19 protein-coding genes and 1 pseudogene are annotated in these 19,942 nt (G+C 39.6%); 14 read left to right on the forward strand and 6 right to left on the reverse strand.

From position 1 onward, the window contains the following. The 8 genes and pseudogenes from IHV12_RS18060 (at position 1) to IHV12_RS18095 (ending at position 5,884) form a co-directional block, all read left to right on the forward strand. Positions 1-527: pseudogene (locus IHV12_RS18060) on the forward strand (CatA-like O-acetyltransferase). A 167-nt stretch (positions 528-694) separates the two neighbouring features. After that, a complete protein-coding gene (locus IHV12_RS18065) occupies positions 695-1,189 on the forward strand; it encodes an Lrp/AsnC family transcriptional regulator (protein ID WP_197130106.1) in 495 nt (164 codons plus the stop codon). After that, positions 1,186-2,358, forward strand: a complete 1,173-nt coding sequence (locus IHV12_RS18070) for an aminotransferase (RefSeq protein WP_197191716.1) — start codon at positions 1,186-1,188, stop codon at positions 2,356-2,358. The genes IHV12_RS18065 and IHV12_RS18070 overlap by 4 nt, the downstream gene beginning before the upstream one ends. A gap of 143 nt (positions 2,359-2,501) precedes the next feature. Then, positions 2,502-2,999 (forward strand): DinB family protein, encoded by a 498-nt coding sequence (locus IHV12_RS18075; RefSeq protein ID WP_197191717.1) that lies wholly within the window; start codon positions 2,502-2,504, stop codon positions 2,997-2,999. A 14-nt stretch (positions 3,000-3,013) separates the two neighbouring features. Next, on the forward strand, positions 3,014-3,481 hold the full coding sequence (locus tag IHV12_RS18080; RefSeq protein ID WP_197191718.1) for a DinB family protein: 468 nt from the start codon (positions 3,014-3,016) through the stop codon (positions 3,479-3,481). 177 nt (positions 3,482-3,658) lie between these two features. Then, positions 3,659-3,931, forward strand: a complete 273-nt coding sequence (locus tag IHV12_RS18085) for an autorepressor SdpR family transcription factor (protein ID WP_066394788.1) — start codon at positions 3,659-3,661, stop codon at positions 3,929-3,931. Next, a complete protein-coding gene (locus IHV12_RS18090) occupies positions 3,928-4,578 on the forward strand; it encodes an SdpI family protein (protein ID WP_197191719.1) in 651 nt (216 codons plus the stop codon). The genes IHV12_RS18085 and IHV12_RS18090 overlap by 4 nt, the downstream gene beginning before the upstream one ends. Positions 4,579-4,705: 127 nt before the next feature. Next, complete coding sequence (locus tag IHV12_RS18095) at positions 4,706-5,884, forward strand: hypothetical protein (protein ID WP_197191720.1); 1,179 nt, start codon at positions 4,706-4,708, stop codon at positions 5,882-5,884. Between the two features lie 48 nt (positions 5,885-5,932). Here the strand turns inward: IHV12_RS18095 and IHV12_RS18100 are convergent, their stop codons facing one another. The 5 genes from IHV12_RS18100 to IHV12_RS18120 form a co-directional block, all read right to left on the reverse strand. Then, positions 5,933-7,477, reverse strand: coding sequence for a SagB family peptide dehydrogenase (locus IHV12_RS18100; protein ID WP_197191721.1), 1,545 nt, complete (start codon positions 7,475-7,477; stop codon positions 5,933-5,935). A gap of 34 nt (positions 7,478-7,511) precedes the next feature. Then, positions 7,512-9,452 (reverse strand): TOMM precursor leader peptide-binding protein, encoded by a 1,941-nt coding sequence (locus tag IHV12_RS18105; protein WP_197191722.1) that lies wholly within the window; start codon positions 9,450-9,452, stop codon positions 7,512-7,514. Then, positions 9,449-11,323, reverse strand: a complete 1,875-nt coding sequence (locus IHV12_RS18110) for a bacteriocin maturation protein (RefSeq protein WP_197191723.1) — start codon at positions 11,321-11,323, stop codon at positions 9,449-9,451. The genes IHV12_RS18105 and IHV12_RS18110 overlap by 4 nt, the downstream gene beginning before the upstream one ends. Positions 11,324-11,660: 337 nt before the next feature. Next, a complete protein-coding gene (locus IHV12_RS18115) occupies positions 11,661-11,963 on the reverse strand; it encodes a hypothetical protein (protein WP_197130085.1) in 303 nt (100 codons plus the stop codon). Between the two features lie 495 nt (positions 11,964-12,458). Next, positions 12,459-13,343 (reverse strand): DUF4240 domain-containing protein, encoded by an 885-nt coding sequence (locus IHV12_RS18120; protein ID WP_197191724.1) that lies wholly within the window; start codon positions 13,341-13,343, stop codon positions 12,459-12,461. A 204-nt stretch (positions 13,344-13,547) separates the two neighbouring features. On the opposite strand from IHV12_RS18120, the gene IHV12_RS18125 reads away from it, so the two are divergent. The 6 genes from IHV12_RS18125 to IHV12_RS18150 all read left to right on the forward strand — a co-directional run bounded on the left by IHV12_RS18125 (position 13,548) and on the right by IHV12_RS18150 (position 19,135). Beyond that, positions 13,548-14,744, forward strand: coding sequence for a metallophosphoesterase (locus IHV12_RS18125; protein ID WP_197191725.1), 1,197 nt, complete (start codon positions 13,548-13,550; stop codon positions 14,742-14,744). A 193-nt stretch (positions 14,745-14,937) separates the two neighbouring features. Continuing rightward, on the forward strand, positions 14,938-15,579 hold the full coding sequence (locus tag IHV12_RS18130) for an HNH endonuclease family protein (RefSeq protein WP_197130073.1): 642 nt from the start codon (positions 14,938-14,940) through the stop codon (positions 15,577-15,579). Positions 15,580-15,634: 55 nt separating this feature from the next. Next, complete coding sequence (locus tag IHV12_RS18135; protein ID WP_197191726.1) at positions 15,635-15,877, forward strand: hypothetical protein; 243 nt, start codon at positions 15,635-15,637, stop codon at positions 15,875-15,877. Positions 15,878-16,027: 150 nt separating this feature from the next. Next, a complete protein-coding gene (locus IHV12_RS18140; protein WP_197191727.1) occupies positions 16,028-16,993 on the forward strand; it encodes an arsenic resistance protein in 966 nt (321 codons plus the stop codon). A gap of 245 nt (positions 16,994-17,238) precedes the next feature. Beyond that, on the forward strand, positions 17,239-17,988 hold the full coding sequence (locus IHV12_RS18145) for a sulfotransferase domain-containing protein (protein ID WP_197191728.1): 750 nt from the start codon (positions 17,239-17,241) through the stop codon (positions 17,986-17,988). A 319-nt stretch (positions 17,989-18,307) separates the two neighbouring features. Further along, entirely contained in the window at positions 18,308-19,135 is an 828-nt protein-coding gene (locus tag IHV12_RS18150; protein WP_231620790.1) for a nucleotidyltransferase domain-containing protein, read from the forward strand. A 66-nt stretch (positions 19,136-19,201) separates the two neighbouring features. Here IHV12_RS18150 and IHV12_RS18155 read toward each other — a convergent pair whose 3' ends face one another. Then, positions 19,202-19,651 carry a GNAT family N-acetyltransferase gene (locus tag IHV12_RS18155; protein ID WP_197191730.1) on the reverse strand — a complete coding sequence of 150 codons (450 nt, stop codon included), beginning with the start codon at positions 19,649-19,651 and terminating at the stop codon, positions 19,202-19,204. Positions 19,652-19,942: the final 291 nt, after the last annotated feature.

Below are 19,942 nucleotides of genomic sequence, written 5' to 3' on the forward strand. Positions count from 1 at the left end.
ATGACATTTCATGCAATCAATAAAGAGAATTGGGATAGAACTCCGTATTTTGAACATTATTTACGTCAAAAATGCACCTTTAGCTTGACCGCAAATATTAACATTACAAGGTTACTTGAACAGATTCGGAAAAAAGGCATTACGTTTTATCCGACTTTCATTCACATGGTTAGTAAAGTTGTTAATTCTCATAAAGAATTCCGCACCTGTTTTAAGGATGGAACACTAGGTTATTGGGAAGAGATGCTGCCGAGCTATACAATCTTTCATAGTGATAACAAATCGTTCTCGAGCATTTGGACAGAGTATTCCGATCATTTTCATCGTTTTTACAAAAACTATAATGGTGATATAGAGCGATATTCTAGTATAAAGGGGTTATTCACGAAACAGAATGAACCACCAAATACATTTCCGATATCCATGATTCCTTACAAGTGCACCATGCGGTATGTGACGGATATCACGCTAGTATTTTCATAGAAGAGTTACAGCATTTAGCTGACGATTGCTATGAATGGCTTTAAATAGAACCAGGGTAAGAGCTTTACAGAGCTACAATGTATGATACGGAGTATTTGTATCGTAACTAGAAAATCTAACAGATATCCATTTATTAAATAATTTCCAAGTGGATTAAATTATAGGGTTTGTTATAATGGTCTGCATATTCTACTAAAAGCGAGTGATTGATTTGGATTCTACAGAACGTGAATTATTGCAACTCATTGAAAAAAATGGACGTCTTGAAACAGCAACAATCGCAAGGTTAATGGGAATTACAGAGGATGAAACAAAACAAATACTAGACAAGCTTGAAAAAGAAAAAGTGATTCTAGGCTATTCGGCCATTATCGACTGGACGAAAGGTACCGAAGACGGTGCTGTAACAGCTATGATCGATGTAAAGGTCACACCAAAACGAGGTGTTGGCTTTGATAAAGTGGCGGAGCGAATTTACCGTTTTCCTGAAGTTAAAGCGGTATATCTCATGTCCGGCGTTTACGATTTGTCAGTATCGATCGAAGGGAAAACGATGGCGGAAGTTGGACGATTTGTTTCGGAAAAACTCTCGACTATCGATTCAGTCATTTCAACAACCACTCATTTCATTTTAAAAAAATACAAACATGACGGGCTTGTATTTAGTGATAATGATGAGGATAAACGAATTGTGGTGTCACCATGATTACTGAACCCACTTCTAAATATCTATCAAATACCGTGCAATCCATCCAGCCATCTGGTATCCGTCGTTTCTTTGACCTTGCTTCTTCTATGGAAAACGTTATTTCCCTTGGTGTCGGTGAGCCGGATTTCGTTACACCATGGAATGTGATTGAAGCAAGTTATCACTCGTTAGAACAAGGCTATACGGCTTATACAGCTAACGCTGGGTTGTTTGAGCTCCGAAAAGAGATTTCTCGATATATGAAAAGACGTTTTGGTGTTATGTATAGTGCGGAAGAAGAAATAGTTGTTACTGTCGGTGCTTCACAGGCGATTGATATAGCATTGCGAGCGGTCCTTAACCCAGGAGAGGAAGTTATTGTTGTAGAACCAAGTTTTGTCTCCTACGCACCAACAGTAACATTGGCTGGCGGAGTCCCTGTCCCTGTAAATACGTACAGCGAGGATGATTTCAAGCTTCAGCCAGAGCAAATCGAAGCGGCGATCACTGACAAAACGAAAGTTCTTATGTTGTGCAGTCCGAATAATCCAACAGGTACTGTTTTATCTAAAAGTGATTTGGAGAGGATTGCGGAGGTAGTGGAGAAGCATGATTTGCTCGTTATTTCAGATGAAATATATGCTGAACTTACGTACGATGAACCGTATACGAGTTTTCCTGCAGTGAACAAAATGCGTGACCGCACGATCTTAATTTCTGGATTCTCAAAAGCATTTGCCATGACGGGTTGGCGCTTGGGCTTTGCCTGTGGTCCTAAAGCTATTTTGCAAGCCATGCTAAAAATACATCAGTATACGATGATGTGCGCTCCTACGATGGCACAGCATGCTGCTCTTGAAGCACTCGTTAATGGGCAGAGAGATGTAGTGAAAATGAAAGAAAGTTACCGGCAGCGCCGTAGTTTAGTCATTCATGCTCTAGAGGAGATGGGCTTATCATGCCATGTTCCAGGTGGTGCATTTTATGTATTTCCATCCATTGAAAAGACAGGACTGTCATCGGAAGAGTTCGCCGAACAGCTTCTGATGAAAGAACAGGTGGCAGTTGTACCAGGCAGTGTTTTTGGAGAGAGTGGAGAGGGGCATGTTCGCTGTTCCTATGCGACCTCTGTTCAAAAGCTTGAAGAGGCAATGCGCCGAATTGACCGGTTTTTACAAACGTTATAAGCATTTCTTTATCGAAGATGCATTCCTAGCACAAGGAATGCATCTTTTTTAACGAGGTTAACGTCATATTCTTAAACCCTTTAAGAAGGAAATCTACTTAACGATAGGGAAGTATTCGTAAGTTCAAAAAGGAGAGTGAGAGTATGAATTTGTTCAAAACTCAGTATGATTGGGTACGTTCAACGAGAGAGACTCTTTTTCAATATTGCGAGACATTAGATCCAGCTGATTATGAAAAGAAACTTGAAGGATTTAGTGGTGAATCTGTTCTCAGCCTACATGCCCACGTAGCAGGTTGTTATCAAGGATGGCTCGGTGATCGTGCTCTTGGAAAGTCACTTCCAGATATTACGCCCGAGTCCATACATAACGTTCAAGAGATGCGTGAGCTTTTCAGAAAAACAGATGAGTTGGTCTATGAATTTCTCGACAAATTTGAAGACAATTGGGATCACACAATAGAAGTGACATTTAGAAATGGCAGTCAAGCAGACTTTACAGCATTGTGGTTATTTACGCACACGATGACTCATGAATTCCATCACAAAGGACAGATTGTAAAGATTGGCAGACAACTTGGATACGCCCCGCCAGATACAGATCTCGTTGAGCCTATGATAAAAAATCCGGCAAATCATTAGGAGGTCATTTGCACATGAGCCGAGCAGAATTCTTACTGGATGTACTGGATTCGACATTTGATAAAGAGAGCTGGTATGCCCCGCTCAAACCAGCTATAGAGGGATTAACGGCTAAGCAAGCGAGCTTTAGACCGCCTGGCGAAGCAACGAAATCCATCTGGGAGAACGTCAATCATCTCATTTATTACAAAGAACGACTTGTTGCCACGTTGGAAGGACAAGAATGGACGCGAATTGATGGAAACGATACCTTTTTTATCACCAAACAAACAGAAGACGATGATGACTGGTATCTTACCACTAATCGCGCAGAAAGCGTACACAACAAGCTCAAAGGATTACTAAGTGAGATGAGTTCTGAAGAATTAAAAGAGAATGGATTAGAAAGTGATCTCATTGATATCTTTCTTCATGATGCCTATCATACTGGTCAAATTATGCTGTTGAGAAAAATGCAGGGATCTTGGCCATCACATCGTTAAATCAGAAGAATATTCCTTGAAGTAGGCACATTTATTAAACTAATAAATGTGCTTATTTTTATTGAACACATTTTACTGAAATGATTGACACAAAGGCAGAATAAACATAATATGTAATTAGATAGTTAGACATTTATCTAAATATCTAATAATGGGAAATCATCCTGAGGTGACAAGATGTCTCTTAATGAAGCATTTAAAGCATTATCCGACCCAACCCGAAGACAGATCTTAACGCTGTTAAAAGAAGATGAACTAACTGCAGGAGAGATTGCATCACATTTTGACATGCAAAAGCCAAGTGTATCTCATCACTTGAAAATCTTAAAACATGCTTCGTTAATTGATGATGAGAGAAGAGGACAGCATATCTATTATTCTTTAAACACAACAGTGTTTCATGAATTAATGAGCTGGTATTTTACGTTTACAACGAAGGAGGAAAAATGATGAAAAAGTATGGATGGAGTTACCTTCTTATTGCACTTAGTATACTGATCGGTGTATTCGCATATCCTTACCTGCCTGAACAAATGCCGATGCATTGGAACATTCATGGTGAGGTGGATGGATATTGGGATAAGCAATATGCTGCATTCTTTCCACCACTGTTAATGATTGTTTTGATGGCGTTGTTTATCTTCATGCCAAGAATTGATCCGAAGAAAGAAAACTACAAGAAATTTTCTAGCAGTTATACGATTTTTATTACGATTATGAACGTGTTCTTCTTACTCCTCCAATCCATGACCATAAGCTATGGTTTAGGTGTTAATATAGACATCTCATTGGTTGTGAACTTAGGTATCGGGTTACTTTTTATCGTACTCGGAAATTATTTGCCACGAATCAAACACAACTACTTTATCGGAGTACGCACACCGTGGACGCTTGCGAACGAAAAGACATGGAGAAAGACGCACCAATTGAGCGGGAAGCTCTTTGTAGTTGCAGGAATTCTGCTTGTCGCTATCTCCTTTTTGCCAGGCATTTATAAATTTACGGGCATGCTCGTTGTGGTTCTATCAACGGTTCTCATCGCAACTATTGCATCTTATGTTTTTTTCAATCGGTATAAGAATGTAGATAACAACTAGAGTTAGATATTGAAGACATCTTCAAGTGAAGGTGTCTTTTTACATGCTCTTAACGCATTTAGGGGTACATGCATAGAATAAACACATATATGTTTGTTCTAAATTGAACGGTAAAGAGGAGAAAAACATGAACGAACCGAATCATAGCATGCATTGTACGTGCGCGTTATTGAAAACACTGAAAACGGGCACTTCAATTTCCATACTATTAAAAAACACATCCCTTCCCATCGTGATAAACTTTCAAAATTATGATGATCGAACAGGATGTGTTTCAGGAATTTTAAGAGATGGCAGAGTATTTGTCACTAACTGTGATTGTATCGCAGGCATATTTCTTAGCCCGGTTCCGCCACTAGCATGCCAAGTGTTAGCCTATGTTACAAATACAGGTGATAACACAGTATCTGTTATTGATACGGAAACAAATACAACGATTGATACGATATCAGTTGGAGAGTTACCATTACTTGTGGCGCTATCACCTAATGGAAGAAGAGCTTATGTAACTAACTTTACTAGCAATACCGTTTCAGTTATTGATACGTTAACTAATACAGTAATTAAAACCATAGATGTACCTGGAGGTCCCACCGGAGTTGCTGTGACTCCAGATGGAACGACTGTTTATGTCACAAATGCAAATGATGGAACACTTACTGCAATCAGTACAGTCACAAACTCTATAATTAACGTATTTCCCGTAGGAAATGCACCTAGTAATCCAGTTAATATAGCAATTTCTCCTGATAGTCTAACAGCATATGTGACTGATCAAACACAAGGAACACTATCTATTGTTGATCTTGTTACCACCACACAGACAGTTATTACAGTTGGTGCAATTCCTCCTGCTGGTGCTTTTGGGGTTGCAGTAACTCCTAATGGTGCAGAAGTTTATGTTACGAATAGTTTTGAGGGCTCTGTGTCCGCAGTTGATACAACGACACTAGCTGAAACTCTAATACCAGTAGGAATTGTACCAGGAACAAGTGCTCCTTTAGGAATAGCCATTACTTCAGATGGTAGCACTGCTTATGTCGTGAATTTAAGTGATCCATCAATTTCTATCATAGATACATTAACGAAAAGTGAAACGACGTTACTTACGAGTCCTGATTTAGATCTTCCAGCAAATATCGCGATTACTCCAGACGATAAATTTGCTTATATAACTAACAATAATTTTGGTAGTACTACAGTAGTTGTTCTTGATCTTACAACAAATACATTCGTTGGAGAGATCACTGTAGGTCTTGAGCCTTTTGGTATTGCGATCGGTACGGTGTGTCCAAATCAGCTATAATCTGTCACTATAGAACGCTAAAGCCTGCAGCTCAATCGCCACAGGCTTTTACATATTTAACGGACTTTGTAGTCGTGCTGGGGGCAGGTGGTAACCGACTGGAATCTGAAGCAAACTCGTTCTTTCATATTCTCCTAGTTGGAACAAGCCATCATACCAAGGAACATCGAACCCTAGAACAGGATGACCGTTCATGTTTCGTGCAGAGGCAGCGAGAAGTAATTTATGAGATAGAATACCCACTTCCATGTGCTGAATCCGATGCCCTCGATAACCGTACAGTTCCTGGTAGTGGTTGTTGCTGCCGCTAAAATTAAAAGAAAGAGGGATCTGCGCCATGTTAACAAAATCGGAAAGCAGTCCATCTTGTTGAGTCATCCGATAATCTCCGTGTGAGATTTGCTTTATCTTATGAGTAGAATTGCAGACTTCATGCATACCGTTAGAAAGTCCAACTACACCATACGATGTAAAGCGTAAGGAAACACGGGACGTTAAGAGTGAAAGGTCTTGATCAATATCGTTTCGATAGTTACTCATTAAAGTAAGTTCATTTAAAAGGTGTGTTAGAGTTTCGAATTGTAGTGGTATTAATACAAAATCTTGTCCTGGGGAATATCGATCTTTGCATGTTTTTGAGAACGAATGAGTTAAATCGTTGGTTTGCGGTACCTTTACAAGAGAAGAATCATTATTGATTGAACGCTTTTTATTATTAGTTAAAGCATGCAACATACATGCTTGATTCATTTTGCGCAGCATGGGATAAGGACGTATAACCTTTGACTTCATGTAATGTTGATGATGTATGGGCTCAAGCTTTTCACATAGTTTTGCTGAGGTAATCTGAACGTCTTTTATATCCTCAAACCATTTCATTTCATTGTCTATGGAGAGAGGCAGAACAGCATACACACTTTCTTCATCCTCATGAACCCCAAGTAGATGGTTGATTGCCCCATCTAAAAATTGATAATAAACGCCAGTCTCGAAATCCTTACGTTTTCCGATTTCTAACATCTGACCGAGCAAAAAGCCAGCATCGAGTCCTTGAAGACGGTATGAAAAGTTATGATATTTAAAGAAGTTCTTCCAAAAAAAAGTCGATACAAATACAGCTGCAAAACATTTCAACATATCGCAGCGATTTCCTAAAGCATGATCCAAATACTCATCAAAGTTGCCTTCACGCAAACAAATTAACGAATGATGTGCAGCATCGTAATGATAGATGCCAGTGGGTATTTCTTGGAGCTTCAAATACAAATAAACTTCACTCGGATAGAGTGCACCCCCAGAAGGAACGTAGCGGCGATTAGTCATCCACGTTTCCACTGAATCCATGGAAAGATATGACTCACTCAATTGCGTAATTCCATAGGTATACCAAAGAAATTGACTTAGATCAGCTAGAGTTGGATGAGTACTAGGTGAGTGCGTGTCAGAAAAATTTCTGGTTAATTCAACTTCAGGCAGATCTGTTGTGTACAGTTTATAGGGAAGCGGGGCATCTTCCCAGTTCACTTCCCAATCGGGCGGCGTAATCTTAGAAGTCTCGTAATGAAGGTTGTATAAAAAATCATCGAGGTTCATGTGTACAATGCCCCTTTCTTTCTATCCTACAGTTTTAAGGAAACGGGTGAGGGTGTGGATTCAATTCGTTCGGTGATAACGGTTGTTTCACATATCCGAGCTTCATCGGTACCGTGAGCACGCGGTCTAATCCTTGTAATCGTGTGAGATGATGACCAAACGTCATCGGCAGCATGCCAGGTATGATAACTTTTACACAATGTAGGCCGTTCCGTTTTAATTCTGGTCCAGTTTGATCCACAACGATTACTTCAAGATTTAGTTTCTTAAAGATTTTCAGCACACTATTGAGGTCCTCTAAAAGATCGTCAGTTTGACGAACCGGTTTGAACTCTTCTTCAAAGTCACGCACCTTCCGCTTATCTAGTAAAAAATATAATCGTTTCTCTGCTTCCTTTAAGCCGTACACCATCGAGTGATCTTCCATATGACGAACTAGACTAGAGTCTTTATACATCTTTTCGTATTTCTTACGGTCTTTCAGAAAGCTTTCTTCCATATTAAGAAGCATGCCAGAAAGCTCTTGAACAGCACCTTTGGCTGCTCTAAGTGGATCAAGATGGGCACCAGCTGCACAGAGCAAATTTAAGCCATCGTTCTTCGTATTCTTTGCCATCGCCCAAATGCTTGGAATTCCGTTTTCAGTAGTAGCATTAAATAATTGAACCTCAAACCCCGTTACATGCTGGATGCGTTGAACCATGAGCTGAAGCTCCCAGTCATTAATTGATTTCATGTCAAGACGCGGAATAGGCAGTTCACCGTACCACGTCATAAGAAACGCATCCCGTTCTACGATCTCGAAGATGCCATACAGAATGGCTTCTTCTAAACTACCACCTACTGCACAGCCATTTGAAGTCTCATAAACGAAGCCTTCTCCTCCACCCATGCTGTAATAGGCGAAGGTTTCAGGCACTAATGCAGGGCGATCTTCAGATAAGGAATATCCCCACACCCAGTGGGTCGGTCGGTCTGGGTCAAACGGTTGAAAAGGAAAATGGTGCTGGCTGTATTGTTCCTGTGCATGAGTTCCGATCGATAGGGGATTCATTGCTACATTTTTCACTTTGTTGTATGGTTCGTAAACAATTGTTCGTTTTCCTCGTGGCGCATAACCACAATATCGCTCAAGTCCTTCTAAAATACCCGCTTGTTCACTATGCACATACGAATGTGTCCGGCCGGCATTCAGTTCATTTCCAGAGAGCAAAGGCAGGTTTACAACAGTGTCGGCGAAAGGTGAGATCAAGTCATATCTTTTAAAGTTGAGAAGACCCGTACGATTATCTAAATAATCTCGACTTAATACGTTTTGAAGGTCATCTATCGAACGGCAACGATAGACGTCTCGAGAGATTTTCGGACTAGATTGAAGAGAAACCTTAGCATGATCATCGGTATCAAGTAGTATGTCACCACATGTTTCACAATACGGATCTGGTAAAAAGAAATGCTTCGTAATTCTGAACGTTTGTAGGTTCATCAAGTATACGTGTTCATGGATGAGAGGAGTCCCAACATGCATGAGACGCTCGACCTCATCACAAATGAGGGCTGCTGTCTGGTTGATTGCGAGATTAGTAGCCCAAACATCTCGCGGTAATTCTTCTTTTGAACATTGATAGTCTTTCATGTGAAAATGTTCTCTACGATCTTGACCGGTCATGAAAAAACGAAGATCCGCGCATTGTGAGCAGCCTGGTTGATCTGGCTGAACGAGTGGACCAACATGTGCTTCACCAAAGAATACAAATCCTCTTAACCATGGAATATTGCTGTTTCGGAACAATTCTTCTGCTTTAACATGCTGAGCCGGATTCCAGCTATCATGAAGGACTAATGCTAGTTTTTCATTATTGATTTCAGCATCTTCCACTGTCTTAAAACGAGAGATGTGATAGGTTTCATATAATTGTTGGTAGACTTCGTTTGCTAGACTACCATTTCCGATCAAAATGATTTTTTGAGTCATGATTGAACCTCCGAAGAGAGTGTGATTCCAAACATGCCAGAAGTATTTTCGTTCAAAATGGGTTCTGCATGCAGCGTGTAAAACGTTGCGTTGCAGTTGTTGCTCTTTAACGTTTGTAGAGCTGATGCTAATGTTTCTGTTAGTGGTACTTCTTTTGTTTCTGAGAGGGTAATCGTTTGAAGTGCAGTGGTTGAAATGGTAGCTGACGACTTTATGCATTTCTTACTTGAAATTTCTTCGTTATTTTGCCGATCCATAAGTGCTCCTTGAAGTGCGTTTTGTAACGCACGGTTCTCATCTAGACCGATAGAGCCGAAACATTTACCATGCTGCTGAGCCCATACCACTGGAAAACCATAAACTTTCTTTCCTAAAAAGAGCTTGATTTCATCACTAAGAGTTGATAGTGCTCCAATCAAAAACGTGGAATATGAATCTTGAATGGATCTCGGATCAATTTCTGCAGAGACTTGCATTTTGTTATGAGACTTCATGAAAATTTCTTGTAGCTTGTTTTGCAGTGCTCTACACATTCCTTCTGCTGCAGACCGGCCGGTACCAACACTCATTTTATCGGGAGAATGATGAAATAACTTCTTCACATACGTTTCAAGTCCAGTTAGACCTGCTTCTAGTCGGGCATCTTCGTGTGTTCTGCCTGAGGCTGTGATAAGTTCTGGCTCACTTTCACCGTAAGGGTCTGCCACTTTTACTCTGCACTGTGATAGTGGAAGCTGGTTTAGATCTTCTTCTTCAAACAAACGGAATAATCCGGTTTCCCTTGATGTAATTTGATAAAACAACGAGTGCAGATCAAGTTCTCGGTTGGGTGAATCTTTTAAAAACAAGTGAGGGTCATTGATCTGATCAACCTTCATTTTTTTGTTTATGAAAGGGTGAGGAGAAACCGGATGCCAACTTCCTTCTAATGTTTCCACGTTCAGTTGATAGATGGAGTTTTCGGAATTTTCCTGTACGCCGGTTATCTTTTTAAACAACATAAAAACAGCGACGTTCGCAAGCAGGCTTGAAGCTGTTCGCGATGATATGGATTTGTTTCTCTCGCTGCGTTTTTTGTTTAAGCGTAAAGAAGCTGTTTTCCAGCATGCTGCAGAATCTGATAAGAGAAAAGGACCTACAAAAGCTTGATTGTTTTGTAATGTAATAGGTAGAAATGATATCGATCGTTCCCTGCATATATTTTGAATCATAGAGAGTATGTCTGTGTTCTCATCTCCGTTTGCATAAAGAACATAATCAACGTTTGATAGATCTTCTTTAGAGCTGTTTTCATTAAACGGTAAGAGTGTAATGGCCGATTGAGGCTCATTCTTTTTTGCAGCGTTTATTTGTTCTTGCAGTATTTTAGTTTCATTTTGGTTTACCGTACTGTGAAATATTGTAAAAGCAGGGAGTCCTGATTGTAAAAGTGAAGCTGTGAGAGAAGTGAGAAGTGGACCACAGCCTATTAGAGCGACTTTCGATTCACGATAGTTTTGAAAACGATGCGCGCCAGAGTGGCTAAGGTGATCAATAAATTCAATCTGTGAAGCATATTTTTCTAAAAGAGCAGGAGGTAGCTGATGTGGAAGGTCCTGACTTGTATCGCGAACAAAACCATTTTTGTATAACACTTCAGCGATCTTAAAGACTTGCTCTTTATATGGATCAGGCAGCCCGTCCGTAATTTCCTCCATGGACCATTTACCATCTAACATAGGAATTAATTTTTGCAGCCATTGCTCGATCGTATTTCCGTCCATTTGTATAGAAGTCACGTTATTACGGAGATAAACGCCGCCGTTATTTTGTGGATAGACGAACGTGTCTCGGTTGATTTTCAAACACATCGAGAGAGTGACACCTGGCATAATACCCCTCCTAACCTAATGCTCATCATCTATACCTATGGATTCTGCTTGTCCGTTATGTCATATGATTAATAAGTAATTGAGTAACGTGAATATAAAACCAATTACCGTGAATAAATCGCGGATTACCGTGAAATTATTTGAGATTACCGTGAAATTATTTTGAATTACCGTGAATATATGTATGTGTGTCATTTTGAAAAATACATTTGTAGGAATTGTCCACTTGAGGTAGACGAAAACGTGATTGTAGCGGCGGGAAAAATTAAATAGAGGACTGATGCTCAAAAACTTGAGCAAAGCCCCCTGAAATTCTTCGAACAATGCATTTATCTGATTATCTGCCTCCGCAACGTCCGCCGCATCCGCCACAGCGTCCACCGCAACCACCACAACGTCCTGCGCAGCCTCCGCAACCGCCACAGCCTCCACAACGACCAGCACAACCGCCGCACCCAGCGCATCCAGCACAACCTGCGCAACCTCCACAAAAGTTAAAACAGATTCCGATTACACAGCCTGGAACGATAAGACGAGGGTCTTGTGCTTGCTGTTCTTGGGGATGATGTGGCTGACCGCCACTAACTTGAAAGTCTCCAGTACTTAATCCATCCAAATTCCATTGGTGTTTATTGTCCAATACAAACACCTCCTTGTTTTTTGTCAGATCTAGAACGAGTAGAGAATCTCTGCTCAAATTCCTCATAATAAAATATGGATACAGTCTGTCCACCGTTACAGGATTGGGTGCTGGAAATAGAAACAGCCTGTGTTTGAGGTTAAACACAAGCTGAGAGCGAAGATATATGATTATAATGTGATGGTGAACGACTATTTTTGAGAAAAAGAGTTGAAGAAAGTCACTTTTTGCGTTTGAAAGAGAACAGTGAGTTGTAACTAGAAGAAAATGTGTAATTATGCTCCATTTTAGTGGCTTGTTCTTATCAATAATACATACCATATAGGGTATTCAACCACTTTATTCAAGGAATTTATAGCGTGAATCCATAAATTTCGTCAATAATTCCACGAGTTTGAATAATAATTCCACAAGTTTCAATCGTTTATCGACGAGTTGCTAAATCTCGACAAATTTCGCATAAATTATACCCCTTAGCTAAAGCACTTAGTCACGCTATTCCCAACCCTTGCGATTGGAGAATGTTTCATAATCACAACCCGTTTCATATTCGAAGTCTTTACCGGTGCGAAGCTCATACGCTTCAGAAGCTAGATCTAGTAGGGGCTCACACGTATCGTTTTCAGGCATATGTATAGGGTTCTGTAATACCAATTCATAAAAGTCTTTTCCTTTGGTAATGACAGCGCATCGAAAATATAAAAATAAATCGACCGAAAAATGCTCATTTTCGTCCTTATAGGAAAAAACTCCAATGTTTCGTGCGTGTTCTTCTGTATCTAATTGGAAGAGTTTAAAAGACAAGGATTCTTCAAACTGCTTAATATTCCGTACACCTAGTCCTGCTAACTTCTGAATGGCTTCTTCTGTATCCTCACTATCTACTAAAGAGATGATAAACCAAAACATCTCTTCACTCATCATTTTCTTACGTGCTTGAACTTCAGCGAGTGATTCTCTCGCCATTCGTTCTTTATCTTCCTGCATCTCTTTTTCAAAGTTTTCTCGATCATGTTCCCAGCGCCATTCATAATAAGATTCTATTCCCGTTTCTATATCCCAATTGCCACTATAACTGGGAAAGCGGCGTTCTTCTTTCATCTGAATATGACCAATAAAAATTAACTCTTTAGGTGGTTTACCATCAACAATCGATCCCGCCTTTTGCCCATCAAAGAAAAATCGATTTTGGACTAGCGTTTGTTTTAATTTTTCATCATCAATGCTAGGAAGTCTATCACTAATATAGGGAGTGGTTACGAGAGTTGTAGATCGATTTTGTCTATCAATAATTCTGATTGCTCCATAGCGGCCATCTGGTAACTTGACGGCATAAACATTGCCCACAGAAATCGGAATATTTTTATTAGATTTAAACATACAAACCTCCAAATGAAACACATTTTATTGTTAAGCCTATTATATATCCATTTCTTCAACTTTGTGGGGGCCTAAAATTGTAAAATCTCTCAACAACCACCCTCACACAACATTTACACCAATCAAACACTTCCTAAAAATAGCCTTGCTACTCTTAATCTTGTAACAAACAATCCAACATACATATTACGGAGGGGTAGCAAAATGAGTTCTAAACAAGTGAATCGTCGTGATTTTATTAAGATAGGTGGAGCGAGCACGTTGGCATTAACACTAGGTTCGCTCGGTGATACATCCAACTTATTCACTGAAAAAGCTCATGCAGATCGAAAGGAAGAAAAAGTGCTAAAGTTTCATTCGGATGGAAAATTCAAGGTCGTGCAGTTTAACGATACGCAAGACGATGAGCGGATCGACCGTCGTACGATTGAGCTGATGGAAAAAGTGCTAGATGCTGAGAAGCCTGACTTTGTGGTATTGAACGGAGACGTAATTACAGGTGGATGTGACACAGAACTAGAAATGAAACAGGCGATGAACAATGTTGCTGGGCCGATGGAGAAGAGAGGCATAAAGTGGGCCATTACATTCGGAAATCATGATGAAGATTCTACCCCAAAAAGCGGTGTAGATGAGAGTAAGATGCTAGCATTCTACCAATCTTATAAACACAATGTGAACGATAAGGGAGCGAAACACATCACAGGAACAGGGAACATGAACCTTCTTGTTTGGGACACGAAAGGAAAGAAGCCCGCTTTTAATTTCTGGTTGATGGATAGTGGAAGATACGCACCAAAAGAGATTGCGGGTCAAAATTTTGAAGGTTATCCAACATGGGACTGGGTTCGTTTTGATCAAGTCAATTGGTACAATGAAACGTCTCAAAAGATCGAAAACCGTTTTGGATTTAAGGTGCCTTCTCTCATGTTCATACACATTCCGTTATGGGAGCACCGATATATGTGGTATTCGAGTGTAGATGGCCGAACTGAAGCTGATCATACTCGAGCTAAAAACAAACATCAGATTACAGGTGAGAGAAATGAAGATGAGTGTCCGGGTCCGATCAATTCTGGATTATTCTCAGCGATGCAGCATCGTGGTGATGTAAGAGGAGTCTTTTGTGGACATGACCACATCAACACGTATGCCGGAAACTATTATGGCATTATGTTAGGTTATGGCGGAAGCGCTGGATTTGGAGCGTACGGACTTCCTGGGGAAGAGAAGAATCGCCTCCGTGGAGCGCGTGTCTTTAACTTGGATCTGAATCACGAAAACGTTCTTAAAGAGACACACATGGTGTTTGCAAAAGATTATGGAATTGACTTATCGCCAAACGACCAAAGCATGGAACCGGCTCCTTTACCAGGAGAAAAACAGCCTGCGATGCAATAGTGGAATAACACAAAGAGATAATTATATTTTACTATAATGCTTTTCGTGAGTGGAATTGTCGTAGAAAATCCAGACTATCCACCTATATCTAAGGTCTAGATTATGTTTAATTGATTTAAAGGTAATGCCTTTTTCTTAAGAGATGTTATAAAATTATAACGATTCAAAAAACTACATATTGGAGGATTTAAGCATGTTGAAGAAATCGATGTTGTGTTCGTTTATTTTTACTCTGGTGATGTCTTTTGTCGTCGTATCATCTGATGATAATCAAAAGGCATGGGCGCTACCGCCAGGAACGCCTACTAAATCTGCTGCACAATCTCAGTTGAACGCATTAGTGGTTAAGACAGAAGGTTCAATGACTGGCTATTCTCGCGATCTATTTCCACACTGGTCGAGTCAAGGTGGAGGATGTGATACACGTCAAGTTGTTCTTAAGCGTGATGCTGACTCTTTTAGCGGAGATTGTCCAGTAACATCCGGTAGCTGGTACAGCTATTATGATGGTGTAACGATTACGAATCCATCTGACCTTGATATTGATCATGTTGTACCCCTCGCTGAGGCTTGGCGTTCTGGTGCAAGTAGCTGGACAACAGACAAACGTGAGGATTTCGCGAACGATCTTACTGGTCCGCAACTTATTGCCGTGACGGCAAGTTCTAACCGATCAAAAGGTGACCAAGATCCATCAACATGGAAGCCAACTCGGACTGCAGCTGGTTGTGGATACGCAAAATGGTGGATTCAAACAAAGTACAACTGGGGCTTAAATCTTCAATCAGCAGAAAAAACACAACTTCAAAGCATGCTTAACACTTGCACGTATTAATCAATTTAGAGTATAAACAATGTACTAACTTGTTTAATAGAAAGGAGCTGCTCCAATGGAAGAGAAATCAACAGTCTTTACGGCAACTCATGGCGTAATGACTACAGAGGTGGGTGTGATCAGCGGAGAGCTCGAGCTTAAGACAAGCTGCAATGAACAAGGTATTCTGAACCTCGCTATCACATACGCGGGGGCAGCAGAGTGGTATACACTACCTGGTGAAGAGTATCAATTGCATGATTCACGAGATCACGAGGTTATTCACCGTATGCTGGCTAAAGTGCTGGAACGTGCTTAGTAAGTTTAATCAATTGATTCGTAGAACCGTCTTTAAAATGAGGCGGTTCTTTTTTATTGATAATGGAGATGGTATATTAATAATTTAAGAGTATTTAATGTAATTTACATAAACTTTACGACGAAGTTTTGGAATAGAAGGAGATATTACATGACGAGGGAAGGTCTAGAAAATCAACAAATATGGATTTATGGTATATCTTTACTAATAGGTGGCTTTACCGGTCTTACCTTTGAGAATTTCGGAGCTGGACTTCAATGGACAATCTCTCCACTAATCGCTATCCTCATGTACGGGATGTTCGCCCAAATTCCTTTTTTAAAGATAAGAGAAGCTGTTTCAAACGTCAGATTTATGATAGCTTTGCTAATTGGAAATTTCGTAATCGTACCCATCATAGTATGGGGTCTAATTTCCATTTTCCCACTGCCTGCAACAATCGTATTGGGGATTTGCTTAGTTCTTCTTACTCCGTGTATTGATTATGTCATCGTCTTTACTCAGCTAGGAAAAGGAAACGAAAAACTGATGCTAGCGGCAACACCTATTTTGTTTGTTGTCCAGATGGTGTTGCTTCCTCTTTATCTATGGTTATTTATCGGTAAAGAGGTGATGTCAATCGTTCAGATCGGACCATTTTTAGAAGCCTTTTTCTTATTGATCGTGGTGCCTTTGTTATTAGCGGTTCTTACACAACTATGGGCGAGAAAACAGACTATTGGTGATAAAGCATTAAACCTGACTGCATGGTTACCCGTCCCGTTTATGGCTCTTGTCTTAATCGTCATAGTCGCTTCACAAATAGGAAAAGTCTACAATGATTTTAATAGTATCGTTCAAGTAGTACCAATTTATATATTCTTCTTAATCATCATGCCAATTGTTTCTCGCTTTATCGCACGCGTATTCACTTTAGATATAGGTGCAGGAAGAGCACTAATCTTCAGCATGGGAACAAGAAATTCTCTTGTCGTTCTTCCGTTAGCGCTTGCGTTACCAGAGTCTTGGAGAACATTAGCGGCAGCAGTGATTGTGACGCAAACGATTGTTGAGCTGATTGGAGAACTAATCTACATTAAAATAGTGCCAAAATGGATTTTAAGAGATCCTAAATAAAAGGTGCACAGAAAAAAGGCAGGGAGCGTATCCCTGCCTTTTACATGGTTTCATCTTGCTAACAATTAGGGGTTAAGGTCTTGCTCTATATCTTTCGTGCGTTGAACGGTAAAAGTGTATGTATGTATAAAATTATTTTTCATGCATAGAAGTATGAGATTTCAGGCACTTGTACAAGCGTTTAGGAGACGAACGAATAAGATATATAAGGCATGTCATGTAAATAGAAAAGGTGATCTATAAAAATGAATAAAAAAACAATAAGTCCTTTTTTCTTTAATTCGTTTCCAAAAAGTGGAACACATCTTATGTTTCAAATATTAACAGGTATTCACTCAATAACATTTGATCAAAACCTGCATCTTTACGAAGGTGTTTCTGCACAATTGGCTGAACATCAGCGTGAGTTAGAGAAACTAAGCAATAATGAGTTTTTGTCAGGGCATATCTATTATTCCGAATCATGGGCAAGTCTTCTACAAGCTCTCAATATGAAACAGATTTTTCTATATCGAGACTTGCGAGATGTTGTGGTCTCTTATAATTATTATATTGAGAAGGTAAATGCTCCACTTCATCAATATTTCAAGAATAAGCAGCTGTCCAAAAAAGAGCGAATGCTATTTATCATAAGAGGAATTCCTGAATTGGGTCATCAGGATATTCACGATTGGTTTTCTGAATTTAAAGGATGGTTATCTGCACCTAACGTGCTTTCCATTAAGTTTGAAGATCTACTAAGGAGTGAAGGATCATTAGACGAATCGGTTCAGAAGATCGTTCAGTTTGTTACAGAAGAGGATAAAGAGAGCATCGATCATACCGTAATTAAACGTGCAAAAGAAAACATTTCAACTCAAGACTCCGCTACGTTTAGAAAAGGAACGATTGGCAACTGGAAAGAGGAATTTGACGAAGAGATTACCCTTGCATTTAAGGAAAATGCTGGCCAATTACTCATTGAATTAGGATATGAATCAGATTTACTTTGGTAAGTAATTACCTCAATCACAAATCAAAAATTATGCAACCAGTCAGCTAGTCTATATTTGCTTAGCTGCCTGGTTTTTTGTTTATGTATTGGTTATGTAGGGCAAAACCATTTCTTAATGTAGATTTATAGTAGCAAGGTGGCATGTTCGTGTGTTTCATTGTTCCATTCACGACTTTAAAAGGAGTATAGAAAGCTAAATCGAAAAAGTAAAGTGCCAAAGAATTAAAGTTCAAGAATTAAATTGATGTAGTTATCCTTGTTCAAATAATTATTTTACTATTTCATTTTTGTTGATAGGAGTGTGAAAAATGAGTACAAACTTGATTATTAAAGATATTGTAGACCGTGTGAAGGATGTGCCAGGAGTGGAAGCGATGGTCCTTGGCGGATCTAGAGCGAAGGACACACATACTCAAGCTTCAGATATTGATATTGGAATCTATTATCGTTCGGCTGATTCGTTTGATATTAAAAAGCTAGATGAAATTGCTTCAGAAATCGATGACTTCCATAGAGAAGGTTTAGTTACTCCAATTGGAGGATGGGGACCTTGGATCAATGGTGGTGGTTGGTTAAAGGTGAATAATATGCCAGTGGATTTTTTATATCGGGATCTAAACAAGGTTTCTACCGTTGTTGAAGATTGTATGGCTGGGAATATCTCAATAGATTATCAACCTGGGCATCCACACGGCTTTCAAAATTCTATTTACTTTGGAGAAATTGCCATTTGCAAACCTTTATGGGACCCCTATGAAAAAATAGAGAAGCTAAAGTCTTATACCGTTCCTTATCCCAAAGCGTTAAAGAAAGCGATCATTAATCAGTTTTTTTGGGAAGCAAATTTCTCATTGGAAAATGCTAAGAAGGGGGTCGTTATTAATGACCTTTCGTATATCTCAGGTTGCTTTTTTCGATGTGCCTCTTGTCTAACTCAAGTGTTATTTGCTCTGAATGAAACGTTTCTTATAAATGAAAAAGGAGCTATCAAGTTAGCAAGTCGCTTTAGATATACTCCTGAGAATCTTGAAGTTCGCATTAATGATATTTTTGAATCAATTACTAATAAACAAGATAATTTGTATAGTGAAGTGGAAAAATTCAAGAAAATTGTGCAAGAGGTAGAAAGTTTAATTCATAAACACTAAGATATAGGTTTTCACCATACACCTAACAAGCGAGTTAGGTATCATTTTCCTATGAGATAGATCAGCTTACCTTTTTCTGTTATGGGGGACTAACTCTTTGCGAAAATGAATGTCTGCCGCATTTGGAGTCGGTAGTCCTTCCCAACGAAACAGTTCATCATAGCCATGTCGTTCATAGAAACCAGGTGCTTGAAATGTGAAGGAAGTAGTAAATACGTGTGTACAACCTCTTTCTAGAGCTTCTTGTTCAAAATCATGTAGCAATTTTGTGCCAAGACCGTCTTTTCTCACATCTTCACGGACCCATGTCATCGCGATACCAGCAGCTACGCCCCACGTCCATCCGCTCATACCGGCTGCAAGCTGACCACAATGATCGACAATTTGTACCGTCAACTCCCGAGCAGGAGAGATGCCAGCCGTAGCTGCAGCGTTCACTTTATCTAATTCATCAGAAAGTCGTTGATCTAACTCAGCATTACCTTCACCAACAATCGCCTTAAAATTATCATTCATTTGTTCTCTCAACTCCTGTAATTGATAGAAAATTCGAATTTTATGTACGTTTACAGTATATCAAAATCAAGAATTACTTGTTTCTATAGAAAATGAATTTTTAGTGAGGTGTTTCACAGGAGAGTGTAGCATACTAATGTCTATTTTATGTGACTTGTACCATTTCAGGTGGTCAGCTCAAATGCCTAGGTGGTTAAGATTTATTTGCCGGTGAAGTTTTGTACAACGTAGGTGATGGGGACAATTTTACAGGTGGTAACAACTCATTTATCGGCGAACGTGTAAGACTTA

Source organism: Fictibacillus sp. 7GRE50 (genome assembly GCF_015903875.1).
In the GTDB taxonomy this organism is placed as follows: Bacteria; Bacillota; Bacilli; order Bacillales; family Fictibacillaceae; genus Fictibacillus; species Fictibacillus phosphorivorans.